Source organism: Pseudarthrobacter linnaei (assembly GCF_055412825.1).
Window position 1 is genome coordinate 226,169 of the sequence record NZ_JBVAYX010000001.1, and the last position, 12,185, is coordinate 238,353.

Consider the following 12,185-nt stretch of genomic DNA (forward strand, 5'->3'; position numbering starts at 1 on the left):
GCCCTTACGGAGCAGTCGACCGCTATGCGCAAATTACATACGCGGACGGACCGCCGGACGCTCCCAGCGGCCGAGGATGTCGCTGGCCAGGACCGTGGCGGCGGGACCGGCCGTGGACGAGCGCAGCACATGGTGCCCCAGCAGGGCCGTCACCGCGCCGGCATCGCAGAGCCGGGTCACTTCCCGCGGGCTGATGCCGCCCTCGGGTCCGACGATCAGCAGCACCTCGCGGCCGCCGTCTGCCCGGCCGTCCGCAGTGCCGTCGTCCGCAGTGCCGTCGTCCGCAGTGCCGGCGGCGCCTGAGCCGGCGTCCGCAGGGCCGCCAACCACAGTGCCGCCGACCGCAGCGCCCGCAGCGCCGTCGGCCGCTGAACCGGCGGCGCCTGAGCCGGCGTTCTGCCAGGCCTCCAGCACCTGTCGCAGCGGACGCACGGCGTCCTCGTGCAAAATGATGGCCAGGTCGGCAGCCGCCACCGCGGCCTGCAGCCCGGCGCCGTCGACGGCGGGGCGGACCTGGGGAATCCAGGCGCGGCGTGCCTGCTTGGCCGCCGCCGTTACGACGGACTGCCACTTGGCGTGGGCTTTCGCCGCGCGTTCGGCCTTCCAGCGGACAATCGAACGTTCCGCCTGCCAGGGGACGACGGCGTCGATCCCGAGCTCGGTGGCGGTTTCGGCGGCGAGTTCGTCCCGGTCCCCCTTGGCGAGGGCCTGGACCAGGACGAGCCGCACCGCTGGCCGGGGCTCCTCGGCGAGTCCGGAGCACTCCACGGACAGTTCGCCGGGAGCGACGGCGGCCACGGTGCCGGTGAGGCGTTTTCCGGCGCCGTCGGCGATGTCCACGGTCTCCCCCACACCAAGCCGCTTCACCGTGACCGCATGGCGGGCCTCGGGACCGTCAAGGACGAAGACGGAACCGGGGGCCAGCCCGTCCAGGCTGCCGGGGGCAGTGAAGAAGACCGGGTTGCTCACCGCTACAGGTTACCGAGCCGGTCCCGAAGCTTCGCGAAGACCCCGCCGCCCGCGGCGAGCTTTCCTTCGCTGAACTGTTCCCCGCGCAGCTTGGCGAGCTGGCGGAGCAGATCCTCCTGGGCGGCGTCGAGCTTGGTGGGGGTGTCCACCTGGAGATGGACCTTGAGGTCGCCGCGGCCGTAGCCGCGCAGGTGGGTGACGCCGAGCCCGCGGAGCGTAATGACCTCACCGGACTGGGTGCCGGCCTTGACATCGATCTCCTGCCGGCCGTCGAAGGTGTCGAGGGTCAGCTCGGTGCCCAGCGCGGCGGCGGTCATGGGGATGTTGAGGCTCGCGTGCAGGTCGTCGCCGTCGCGCACGTACGTGGCGTCGTTGTTGACCCGGATCTCGACGTACAGGTCGCCCGCGGGGCCGCCGGCAGGTCCGGCCTCGCCCTGCCCGGAGAGCTGGATGCGGGTGCCGGTGGCGACACCGGCAGGAACCTTGACCGTCAGGGATCGCCGGCTGCGGATGCGGCCCTGGCCGGCGCACTCGTTGCAGGGGTCCTTGATAACGGTGCCGAAGCCCTCACAGGACCCGCAGGGGGCCGTGGTCATGACCTGGCCGAGGATGGAACGCACGGCGCGCTGGACCTGGCCGCTGCCGCCGCAGATGTCGCAGCGTTCCGGGTGGCTGCCTGCACGGCAGCACGAGCCATCGCAGGTGGGGCAGGTGACGGCCGTGTCCACTTCGATTTTTTTATTGACGCCGAAGACGGCGTCGCGGAGGTCGATCCGGACGCTGATCAGGGCGTCCTGGCCGCGGCGTACCCTGGAGGCCGGTCCGGCCTGGCCGCCGGCGCCAAAGAAGGTCTCAAAAATGTCCTGGAACGCGAAGCCCTGGCCGGCGTAGCTGCCGCCGCCGAAACCGTTGTCGGTGCCGTTCTCGTTGCCCGTGGTGTCGTAGATCCGGCGTTTCTGCGGATCGGACAGCACCTCATAGGCGTGGGTGACGGCCTTGAAGCGGTCCGAGGCGTCGTCCCCCGGGTTCACGTCCGGGTGGAGGGTCCGCGCGAGTTTGCGGTAGGCCTTCTTGATTTCTTCTCCGGTAGCTTCGCGGGAGACTCCCAGAACGTCGTAATGGCTGCTCAAAATGTGTATCTCTTCCTTTTTTGTACTGCCGGTGGGGCACTGCCTGTTAGGGGCAAGAAGTCTGGTCTCGGCCCGTCTGGCCGGCCGGGTGGACGCGGTTCGTCAGGGGCCGAGAATCCGCGAAAGGTAGCGGGCCACGGCCCGGACGGCGGCCATGGTGGTCGGATAGTCCATCCGGGTGGGGCCCAGCACGCCGACCTTCGCCGTCGCGTCCGGGCCGTAGCCGGTAGCCACTACCGAGGCCTCGGCGAGTCCGTCATACGGGTTTTCCCGGCCGATGCTGACTGTCACGCCCCGCGGGTCCTCTGCCATGTCGCTCAGCAGGCGGAGCATGACCACCTGCTCCTCGAGGGCTTCCAGCACCGGGCCGATGCTGAGCGGGAAGTCGACGTTGGAGCGGGCCAGGTTGGCGGTCCCGGCCATGACCATCCGCTCCTCGCGGCTGCTGGTGGCCAGCGCCTCCAGGCCGCGCGCCAGTGCCTGCGCGGCGCTGCGACGTGGCGGCGGGCAGCCGGCAATGATCGACTGCAGCGTCTGCGGCAGCAGGTTCAGCGGGGTGCCCGAGAGGCTCCCGAGGAACCGTGTGCGCAGTTCGGACAGGACCTCATCGGACAGCTCCTGCCCCGTGTCGATAACCCGCTGTTCCACCTTGCCGGTGTCTGCGATCAGCACTGCGAGCACCTTGCGGGGCGCCAGCAGGACGAATTCGATGTGCCGCACCTTGGCGCGGCTGAGGTGGGGGTACTGCACAACGGCGACCTGGTTGGTCAGCTGCGAGAGCAACCGCACCGTCCGGTCGAGGACGTCGTCGAGGTCCTCGGAGCCCTCCAGCAGTGCCTGGATGGCGCGGCGCTCCGCCGGTGAGAGCGGCTTGACCGCCGAAATCTGGTCCACGAAGAGCCGGTAACCCTTGTCTGTGGGAATGCGCCCGGCGCTCGTGTGCGGCGCCGTGATGAGGCCCTCATCTTCCAGGGCCGCCATGTCATTGCGGATCGTGGCACTGGACACCCCGAGGTGGTGCCGCTCCACGAGGGCTTTGGAGCCGACGGGTTCCCGTGAATGGACGTAGTCCTCCACGATGGCGCGCAGCACTTCGAGCTTGCGTGGTTCGCTCACGCTCCACCTCCATTCGACTGTCCCGCATCCTGTGCCGCCGCTCGCCGGCCGCGCCGGACACTGTTCCGGCACAAAGGCATAGTGATTAGCACTCGACATGCCTAAGTGCTAACCAGTCTAATATGAGTCGCCGCATTGTTAGCATTGAATTCGCTCCGGGCGTTCCTCCCGGGGCAGGTGTTTTCGGGCACAGCCCGCCGCAGCAAACCGAGCGTAAAGCAGTGTGTAACCGATGTCGTACCAGAATTGGGGCCCCCGGGACCTGTCCGCGCCCGCCCGGACCGAACTGCCTGAAGTGCCGGTGGAGCGCGGAATGGTGCTCGAGGATGTGCAGTCCGGCTGGGTCGGTGCTGTCACCCGGGTGGAGAAATCCGGCGGCATGGTCGTGGTGGCCCTCGAAGACCGCCGCGGGAAGTCCCGGTCCTTCCGCCTCGGCTTCGGCTTCTTGCTGGAGGGCCAGCCGATCCGGCTGATGCCGCCGGCGCCCCGGGCCGCCGAGGCACCCGCCGGCGCCACCAGAACCGCTTCCGGCTCCGTCCGGGTGTCCGGCCAGCGCGCCCAGGTGGCCAAAGCCAGCCGGATCTGGGTGGAGGGAAAGCACGACGCCGAACTCGTCGAACGGGTCTGGGGAGACGATCTCCGGGTGGAGGGCATCGTGGTCGAGCCGCTGCACGGCATTGATGACCTGGCCGGTGCCGTGGCCGATTTCCGGCCCGGGCCCGGACGCCGGCTCGGTGTTCTGGTGGACCATCTGGTGCCCGATTCCAAGGAATCCCGGATCGCCCAGGCTGTGATGGCGTCCCCCGGCGCAGCCGGCAACGTCCTGATCGTCGGCCACCCCTACGTCGATGTGTGGCAGGCCATCCGGCCCGCCGTGCTGGGAATCGAGAAGTGGCCGGTGGTCCCCCGCGGCGTGGACTGGAAGACCGGCATCCTGACGGCCTTCGGCTGGCCGCACAGCACCAAGGAGGATATCGGCCTGGGCTGGCAGAAGCTCCTTGGCGCGGTCCGGAGCTACGCCGATCTGGAACCGTCCCTGCTGGGCCGGGTGGAGGAGGTCATCGATTTCCTCACCGTCCCCTGAGGCGCCCCGCCGCGCAGCCCCGCCAGCGGGCCGATCGGTGATTCCGGGCCCGAGCAAGTATTCTTGATAAGGCGGCTGCGCTCCCGGCGCAGCCCTGGCACCCCCAGGCAGCAACGCACCACCGCAATCCGAAGGACGACAACGTGGCAGATGACGCACGCGAACATACTGGCAACCACGCCGGCCATGGCCAGCCCCCGTACCACGGCGTTCCCGCAAATGCGCTGCCGCTGACGGCAAACGAGGACCGGCAGTGGGCCACGCTGGCGCACTTCGGCGGCATTCTGGGCTGCGTTCCCTCACTGCTGATCTACCTGATTTTCAAGGACCGCGGCCCGTTCACTGCCCAGGAGTCCAAGGAAGCCCTGAACTTCACGCTGCCCCCCACGATTGCTGCCGTGCTGTGCAACCTGCTGGTCTTCGTCCCGGTGGTGGGCAACATCTTCGCGGTCCTGGCCACGGTCATCTGGATTGCCGTGACGTGCTTCTCGGTCGCGGCCGGCATCCACGTCAACCGCGGCCAGCCGCACCGCTACGAGTTCAACCTCCGCTGGATCAAGTAGGCCGCAGCCCCTGCCCTGGCTGGGAACTCCGGGAAGACGTGAGCCTTCCAGCGGGGCCGGGTCAGTCCCCCGGGGCCCGTGTCAGTCCCCCAGTACCCGCGTCAGTCCGGCAGGATCCTGCGGACCACGGCGTCGGCGAGCAGCCGGCCCTTGAGCGTCAGGACGAGGTTGCCGCGGAAGGCCGCCACGGGATCCACGAGGCCGTCGGCGATGAGTCCCGCGACGGCGTGCCGCCCGGTGGTACCCAGCCCGCCCAGGCTGGCGATCTCCAGCCCGGACTTCAGCCGCGCCTCCAGCATGACGCGCTCCACGTTGCGGGTCTCCGTATCGAGGGTTTCCCGGCCGGCGGCCGGCGAGAGCCCGGACCCGAGACGGTTGGCATAGGCGGTGGGGTGCTTGACGTTCCACCAGCGCACGCCACCGACGTGTGAGTGCGCACCGGGGCCGATCCCCCACCAGTCGTCCCCCCGCCAGTAGGCGAGGTTGTGGCGGCAGGCCTGCTCCGGGGTGCGGGACCAGTTGCTGACCTCGTACCAGGCGAGCCCGCCGGCCGAAATCAGTTCGTCGGCGAGTTCGTACTTGGCGGCATGGTCATCGTCGTCGATTCCCGGCACTTCGCCGCGGCGGATCTGCGCGGCGAGTTTGGTGCCCTCCTCCACGATCAGCGCATAGGCGCTGATGTGGTCGGGACCGTAGGACAGTGCCGTCTCCAACGAGTAGCGCCAGTCGGCCAGCGACTCCCCGGGCGTCCCGTAGATCAGGTCGAGGCTGACGGCGAGGCCGGCCTCCCGGGCCCACTGGACCGCTTGGGGCACCCGGCTTGGGGTGTGGGTGCGGTCCAGTACTTTCAGCACGTGCGGCACCGCGGACTGCATTCCGAACGACACCCGGGTGAAGCCGGCGCCGGCCAGCAGCTGCAGTGATTCGGGGGTGACGGAGTCCGGGTTCGCCTCGGTGGTGACCTCGGCGCCGGGCTCGAGGCCCCAGGCCGCGATGGCGGTGGTGAGAATCCGGGCCAGATCCGCGGCGGGGAGCAGCGTGGGCGTTCCGCCGCCGAAAAAGACCGTGCTGAGCGGGCGCGGCGGCAGGCCGCTGTGCCGCAGGACCGCCGCTGCGAAGTCGACCTCCGCGATGGCGGTGCCGGCGTAGGCGTCCTGGGACGCTCCGCCGCCGAGCTCCGTGGCGGTGTAGGTGTTGAAGTCGCAGTAGCCGCAGCGCACGGCACAGAACGGGATGTGCACGTACAGCCCGAACGCCCGGCCCGGGGCGCCTTCCAGCGCCTGGGCCGGCAGCAGCCCGTCCGGCGGCGCCGGGTCGCCCAGCGGGAGGGCGCTAGGCACGGTCCGGGCCTGCCTGCGTGGGGACAGTCATCACTGGCACCGCTACTTCTTGGCCTTGTCCTTGGACTCGTCCGTGGTGAGGGCGGCGATGAAGGCTTCCTGCGGGACCTCGACGCGGCCCACCATCTTCATGCGCTTCTTGCCTTCCTTCTGCTTTTCCAGCAGTTTCCGCTTTCGGGTGATGTCCCCGCCGTAGCACTTGGCGAGCACGTCCTTGCGGATGGCACGGATGCTTTCCCGGGCGATGATGCGGGAACCGATAGCGGCCTGGATGGGCACCTCGAACTGCTGCCGCGGAATGAGTTCGCGCAGCTTGCCGGTCATCATGACGCCGTAGGCGTAGGCCTTGTCACGGTGCGTGATGGCGGAGAAGGCATCCACTTGTTCGCCCTGGAGCATGATGTCGACCTTGACGAGGTCGGCCACCTGGTCGCCGTCGGCCTTCCAGTCGAGCGAGCCGTAGCCGCGGGTCTTGGACTTGAGGATGTCGAAGAAGTCGAAGACGATCTCGGCCAGCGGCAGGCGGTACCGGATTTCCACCCGGTCCTCGGAGAGGTAGTCCATCCCGCCCATGACGCCGCGCCGGCTCTGGCACAGCTCCATGATGGCGCCGACAAACTCGTTGGGCGCCAGGATGGTGGCGGCGACCATCGGTTCGCGGACTTCGGCGATTTTTCCAGTGGGGTATTCGCTGGGGTTCGTCACGTGGACGACCTTCTTGTCCTCCAGCGTGACCTCGTATTCCACGTTGGGGGCGGTGGAGATGAGGTCCAGGTTGTACTCGCGTTCGAGCCGCTCGCGGGTGATTTCCAGGTGCAGCAGGCCCAGGAATCCCACCCGGAAGCCGAAGCCCAGCGCGGCCGACGTCTCCGGTTCGTACACGAGGGCGGCGTCGTTGAGCATCAGCTTCTCGAGTGCATCGCGCAGCACCGGGTAGTCCGTGCCGTCCAGCGGATAGAGGCCGGAGAAGACCATCGGCTTGGCATCGGCGTAGCCGGGAAGCGATTCGGAGGCCGGCTTGGCCAGGTTGGTGACGGTGTCGCCGACCTTGGAAAGGCGGACGTCCTTCACACCGGTGATGAGGTAGCCCACCTCACCGACGCCGAGGCCCTTGGAAGGAGTCGGCTCCGGGGAGCTGACGCCGATCTCGAGGAGTTCGTGGGTGGCGCGGGTGGACATCATCTGGATGCGTTCGCGGGGGTGCAGCATGCCGTCCACCACGCGGACGTAGGTCACCACGCCGCGGTACGTGTCGTAGACCGAGTCGAAGATCATGGCGCGGGCCGGGGCGTTTGGGTCACCCTTGGGGGCCGGAAGGTCGCGGACGATCTTGTCGAGCAGGACCTCGACGCCCATGCCGGTCTTGCCGGAGACGCGCAGCACCTCGTCCGGGTCGCCGCCGATCAGGTTGGCCAGTTCAGCCGCGTACTTCTCCGGCTGGGCCGCCGGGAGGTCGATCTTGTTCAGGACCGGGATGATGGTGAGGTTGTTCTCCATCGCCAGGTAGAGGTTGGCGAGCGTCTGGGCCTCGATGCCCTGGGCCGCGTCCACTAACAGCACGGCGCCTTCGCAGGCCGCGAGGGAACGGGAAACCTCGTAGGTGAAGTCAACGTGTCCGGGAGTGTCGATCATGTTCAGCGCGTAGCTGGTGCCGTCGAGTTCCCAGGGCATACGGACCGCCTGGGACTTGATGGTGATGCCGCGTTCGCGCTCAATGTCCATGCGGTCCAGGTACTGGGCCTTCATGTCACGGGACTGGACCACGCCGGTGTACTGGAGCATCCGGTCGGCCAGTGTTGACTTGCCGTGGTCAATGTGCGCAATGATGCAGAAGTTCCGGATGATGTCCGGATCTGTTGCCGCGGGCACCGGGGCGGTGCGGGCCATGGGAGACACGCAGGGTCCTTACTGTTGGCAATACTGTTGGCTTTTGCACAGACCGGCGCGGGGGCTGGCTTCCCAGCCCGCGACGTGCCGCATCTCTGAACCTATAGTCTCCCACGTCCGGGCCCATGGGAGTGCATCCCCGCCTTCGGCCGGCCGCCTCACTGCCGCCTGACTGGGTACGCTGCCGGTAGGGTTTTCCCATGGCTTGGAACTTACGCTCGATCGGCAATGCAATCCGCAGCACCATGCGCTTCCTGGAGGGGCGCCCGGGCTCAGCGCCCGGCAGCTCCGGCACGGCCGGACCGGCCGGCACCAAGGCCAAGCCTGGAACAAGGGCCAAGTCCGGCACGAAGGCCCAGCCGGGACGGACCGGCTCGAAAACCGGCGGACGGCCGGGGACCGGAGGCGGCGCCGCCGCCGGCCTGGCCAAGGCCTATCCCGGCGATTTCCGCGGAACGGCGAAGGTCAGCTACGCGCCCTCCCTCAACGGCCGGCCCGAACCGGGCGAGGTCGTCTGGACGTGGGTGCCGTATGAGGAGGACCACTCGCGGGGCAAGGACCGACCGGTGCTGCTGGTGGGCTCGAGCGGCCGCTATCTGCTCGGCCTGATGCTCACCAGCAAGGACCACGACGGCGACGCGCGCCGCGCGGACGACTACGTGGACATCGGCACCGGCCCCTGGGACCGGCAGTCGCGTCCCAGCGAAGCGAAACTGGACCGTATCCTGCAGATCAACCCGCAGGATGTCCGGCGCGAGGGCGCCATCCTCGACGCAGGAAGCTTCCGCCTCATCGCGGGCGTCCTGCAGAGCCGCCACGGCTGGCGCTGAACGCCGCTAAATCGCCACTCCGCCGGGCTCTCTGCTACTATTGACAGCTGTGTGTCCGTGCAGGTCGACGGCCACAGATGGTTGGTCGCCATAGGTATCCCCACGCCGCTCAGTCAATGGCCAATCTGAAAGCCCTCTAGACCATTTTCCGCATTGAAAAAGAGAGTTCACACGTGGCTAATATCAAGTCCCAGAAGAAGCGCATCCTCACCAACGAGAAGGCCCGCCTGCGTAACAACGCAGTCAAGTCCGAGCTGAAGACGGCCATCCGCGCCGTCAACACCGCCGTTGAGTCCACCGACAAGGATGCTGCGGCTACCGCGCTGCTTTCCGCCAGCCGCAAGCTGGACAAGGCTGTCAGCAAGGGCGTTCTCCACAAGAACAACGCTGCAAACCGCAAGTCGGCCATCTCCAAGAAGGTCAACGCGCTCTAAGGTTTCCAGTTCATTCGAACTGATGATTGTGGCCGGCACCCTCGGGCGCCGGCCACTTCCAGTTAAGCCACACGTCATGGCCCGGCACATCGTGGCCCGGGCGGCGCCCGTCCGTCCGGAAAGCGCACCCGAAGCCCGGCGTCAGCGGCGCACGGAGGTCGCAATCACCGTCACAGCGTGTTCGACGGCGTAGACCGGGTCCCGGGACAGGCCCTTAACCTGGGCATCAGCCTCGGCTGTCACCTGGATGGACCGGACGAGCCCCTCCGGAGTCCAGCGCCGCACTTCGCGCTGCGCCTGTTCGACAAGCCAGGGCTGCATGCCCAGTTGCTTGGCAATCTGCGACGAGGATCCCTGCGCGCCGGCAACCTTGGCGAGGGTGCGCAGCTTCGAGGCCAGCGCGGCCACCAGCGGCACTGGATCCGCCCCGGTGTCGAGGGCGTGGCGCAGGGTGGAGAGTGCCAGCGGGGCGTTGCCAGCCATCGCGGCGTCGGCGACCTTGAACGCGGTGGCTTCCACCCTGCCCCCGTAATACCGGTCCACCATGGCGGTATCCACCCCGGTGGCGGCATCGGCGATCAATTGGCTGCAGGCTGCGGCGAGTTCAGCCAGATGGGCGCCGACGGCGTTGACCAGGGCATGCACGGCGTCGGGATCGATGCGCCGGGACGCCGCCTTGAACTCGGACGTCACGAAGGCGACCTTGTCGGCGTCCTTTTTCAGGGGCTGGCAGTCCACTACCGGCCATCCGCCTGCCTTGACAGCGTCCAGGAGCTTCTTGCCCCGCACGCCGCCGCTATGGCGGAGGACCAGCACGGCGTCGGGCTCGGGGCGGGCGAGGTACTTCAGCCCGTCGGCCAGGAAAGCGTCGTTCATGCCTTCCAGGCCCTCCACCTCGATGAGCTTCTGCTCGCCGAAAAGGGACGGGCTGACGTTCATGGCGAGGGAACCTGGCTCGTAGCTGCCGGCATTGAGCCGGGTGACTTCGACGTCGGGGGCTGCAGCGCGGGCGTGCGCCCGGATGCGGTCCATGGCACGGGACCCCAGATAGTCTTCCGGTCCGCCGACCAGGACGACGGCGGCCGGGGTCACGTCCCGCCAAGTGGCGGTGTTCGACGCGGCGGACCGTGCACGTGGGGTCTGGGCAGCAGCCACTGAGGTTTCCTCCCGGAAATTTGTTTGCAGACTCTAAGCCTGCCACGGCCCGGGCGGTGCACCAAGCCGGGCCGGGACCCTCCCTGCGGTGTCCGCATGCCGTCGCCGCGGGGCGGGATTCGGCTGAGCAGTGCCACTGTCCGTTCATGCGCGGCACGGGCCAGCGCGACGGCGCGGGCGGGGTGGAACAGCAGCCACCAGGCGGCGAGGGTGCAGGCGGAGAAGAGTGTCATCGTGGCGGCGCCGAACACTCCTTCCGGCCACGGGAGGACCGCGCCAGGCACCCCCGCGAAGAAGCGTGCGATCGCGCCGACCCCGGTTGCGAAAGCCGCAGCGATGCCCAGCGGCGCGGCGGCGAGGGCAGGGGCCAGCGGCACCAGCGGCACGGCTGAGGTCCCCAGCAGCGTGACCGGTGCGACGAGGACGGCGGCGGCCATGTTGGCGGGCAGGGCATAGGTGGAGAACTGCGGCTGCACAAGGACGATCGCCGGCCCGCAGAAAGCTTGAGCGGACAGCGGAACGGCGAATCCTGCGGCGAGCCAGCGCGGCACCGCCGACGGGAACCAGGCCATGATCGGCCTGCCGGTCACCACGATGCCGAGGGTCGCAAGAACGGAGAGCAGGAATCCGAAGCTGGTGGAGAGCCCGGGCTGTGCCAGCACAAGTCCGATCACGGCGAGGCACAGGAAGCTCAAGGCCCGCCCGGGCCGGCCGCCGGCCAGTGCAACGAGGCCGATGGCGCCCATCACGGCGGCCCGCAGGACACTGGACTCCGGGCCGACCATCAGGACAAACAGGCCCAACCCCGTGAGGCAGAGGACCGCTGCGCACGCCCGGTTGAACCGCAGGGTTCGGGCGGCCAAGAGGAGGGCGCCCAGGATGAGGCTGCAGTTGGCCCCAGTGAAAGTTACCAAAGGAGGTGGGTAGAGGTGGAAGCTCCCAATGGCTTGAATCAATATGCTGAGCTAAACCGCGATCGTTGAAAAATAGACCCATGATTCACGACGCACAGCAGCCCGCAACGGCTGGGATCCCCAGAGGACGCGGGGCTGATTTGATCCCTACGGACGGCTTGCTTCCGTATCGCTTTGAGGATCCACGGAGGAGCCTCTTATAGGCACCATGTTAGTAGCTGAGCCTGGTGGAAGCAGGCGGCGCTTCCAGAGGGGGGAGGCTTCGGCGACAAGCAGCATGTCATCGATTTTGACGGGGCTGCGACAGACAGCCAGGGAAACCGTCAATGAGGTCCCGTAGGGCCCGGCCCGTCGTGTTTCCCGCTGAGATCAGCATCGTCGAGGACCAGGTAGGTGAGCACCTTGGGTGCAGATGGTAGTCGAGCCCGATCACGAAGACGACGAAGCGGAGTCTATTCGCCGGCGGTTCCCCGAGAGCGGGCATGAACCAGCACCAAACCGCGAGCAACTAGAGGCGTTCGGCTGGCGCTATCTGAAGGCGACCCGGGGAGCGTCGTTGATGGATGTCCCTCATAGCCCGGTCCGGACGCTCCTGTCCGCGCGCAAGGTCGTGGTCGCGCTGCCTGTGGATGATGAGAACGGCGACTCCGTGGCCGAGGCCGACGCATAGCCATGTAGCTCCGCGGCCGGTCGTCGACGCACTGCTGCGGGTATGGAAGGGGCGCCGATCGGAGAAGCCGCCAGCCGCCACGGGGTCAGTTTC

General features: G+C 68.1%; 12 protein-coding genes. 5 read left to right on the top strand and 7 right to left on the bottom strand.

Translation table 11 applies throughout. The features are described from left to right. Positions 1-33: 33 nt before the first annotated feature. From ACZYZ3_RS01005 to hrcA, 3 genes are all read right to left on the bottom strand, one after another. Positions 34-969, bottom strand: coding sequence for a 16S rRNA (uracil(1498)-N(3))-methyltransferase (locus ACZYZ3_RS01005; RefSeq protein ID WP_463962003.1), 936 nt, complete (start codon positions 967-969; stop codon positions 34-36). 2 nt (positions 970-971) lie between these two features. Then, positions 972-2,099 carry a molecular chaperone DnaJ gene (gene dnaJ, locus ACZYZ3_RS01010; protein WP_463962004.1) on the bottom strand — a complete coding sequence of 376 codons (1,128 nt, stop codon included), beginning with the start codon at positions 2,097-2,099 and terminating at the stop codon, positions 972-974. 102 nt (positions 2,100-2,201) lie between these two features. Continuing rightward, positions 2,202-3,215: a heat-inducible transcriptional repressor HrcA gene (hrcA, locus tag ACZYZ3_RS01015; protein WP_463962005.1), complete on the bottom strand. Its 1,014-nt coding sequence runs from the start codon at positions 3,213-3,215 to the stop codon at positions 2,202-2,204. A gap of 232 nt (positions 3,216-3,447) precedes the next feature. Here hrcA and ACZYZ3_RS01020 point away from each other — a divergent pair, with 232 nt between their 5' ends. Together ACZYZ3_RS01020 and ACZYZ3_RS01025 are read left to right on the top strand one after the other, a co-directional pair. Beyond that, positions 3,448-4,299: a DUF3097 domain-containing protein gene (locus tag ACZYZ3_RS01020; RefSeq protein ID WP_463962006.1), complete on the top strand. Its 852-nt coding sequence runs from the start codon at positions 3,448-3,450 to the stop codon at positions 4,297-4,299. Positions 4,300-4,442: 143 nt separating this feature from the next. Beyond that, positions 4,443-4,862, top strand: coding sequence for a DUF4870 domain-containing protein (locus ACZYZ3_RS01025; RefSeq protein WP_463962007.1), 420 nt, complete (start codon positions 4,443-4,445; stop codon positions 4,860-4,862). A 101-nt stretch (positions 4,863-4,963) separates the two neighbouring features. Here ACZYZ3_RS01025 and hemW read toward each other — a convergent pair whose 3' ends face one another. Both hemW and lepA read right to left on the bottom strand, forming a co-directional pair. Then, entirely contained in the window at positions 4,964-6,202 is a 1,239-nt protein-coding gene (gene hemW, locus ACZYZ3_RS01030; RefSeq protein WP_463962008.1) for a radical SAM family heme chaperone HemW, read from the bottom strand. A 42-nt stretch (positions 6,203-6,244) separates the two neighbouring features. Beyond that, a complete protein-coding gene (lepA, locus tag ACZYZ3_RS01035) occupies positions 6,245-8,098 on the bottom strand; it encodes a translation elongation factor 4 (protein WP_463962009.1) in 1,854 nt (617 codons plus the stop codon). Between the two features lie 191 nt (positions 8,099-8,289). Here lepA and ACZYZ3_RS01040 point away from each other — a divergent pair, with 191 nt between their 5' ends. Further along, on the top strand, positions 8,290-8,919 hold the full coding sequence (locus ACZYZ3_RS01040) for a type II toxin-antitoxin system PemK/MazF family toxin (RefSeq protein ID WP_463962010.1): 630 nt from the start codon (positions 8,290-8,292) through the stop codon (positions 8,917-8,919). A 173-nt stretch (positions 8,920-9,092) separates the two neighbouring features. Beyond that, the gene (gene rpsT / locus ACZYZ3_RS01045) at positions 9,093-9,353 is read left to right on the top strand and encodes a 30S ribosomal protein S20 (RefSeq protein ID WP_226775157.1); all 261 of its coding nucleotides are present in this window, start codon (positions 9,093-9,095) and stop codon (positions 9,351-9,353) included. Between the two features lie 141 nt (positions 9,354-9,494). Here rpsT and holA read toward each other — a convergent pair whose 3' ends face one another. Together holA and ACZYZ3_RS01055 are read right to left on the bottom strand one after the other, a co-directional pair. Continuing rightward, positions 9,495-10,508, bottom strand: a complete 1,014-nt coding sequence (gene holA / locus ACZYZ3_RS01050; RefSeq protein WP_463962011.1) for a DNA polymerase III subunit delta — start codon at positions 10,506-10,508, stop codon at positions 9,495-9,497. Continuing rightward, on the bottom strand, positions 10,442-11,422 hold the full coding sequence (locus ACZYZ3_RS01055) for a ComEC/Rec2 family competence protein (protein WP_463962012.1): 981 nt from the start codon (positions 11,420-11,422) through the stop codon (positions 10,442-10,444). Before ACZYZ3_RS01055 ends, holA begins: the two co-directional genes overlap by 67 nt. A 406-nt stretch (positions 11,423-11,828) precedes the next feature. On the opposite strand from ACZYZ3_RS01055, the gene ACZYZ3_RS01060 reads away from it, so the two are divergent. Beyond that, on the top strand, positions 11,829-12,092 hold the full coding sequence (locus ACZYZ3_RS01060; RefSeq protein WP_463962013.1) for a hypothetical protein: 264 nt from the start codon (positions 11,829-11,831) through the stop codon (positions 12,090-12,092). The last annotated feature ends 93 nt before the right edge of the window (positions 12,093-12,185 follow it).

Excerpts from the sequence above, each read along its gene's own strand:
- ACZYZ3_RS01020 (WP_463962006.1), top strand. The coding sequence starts at position 3,448 with ATGTCGTACCAGAATTGGGGCCCCCGGGACCTGTCCGCGCCCGCCCGG.
- ACZYZ3_RS01040 (WP_463962010.1), top strand. The coding sequence starts at position 8,290 with ATGGCTTGGAACTTACGCTCGATCGGCAATGCAATCCGCAGCACCATG.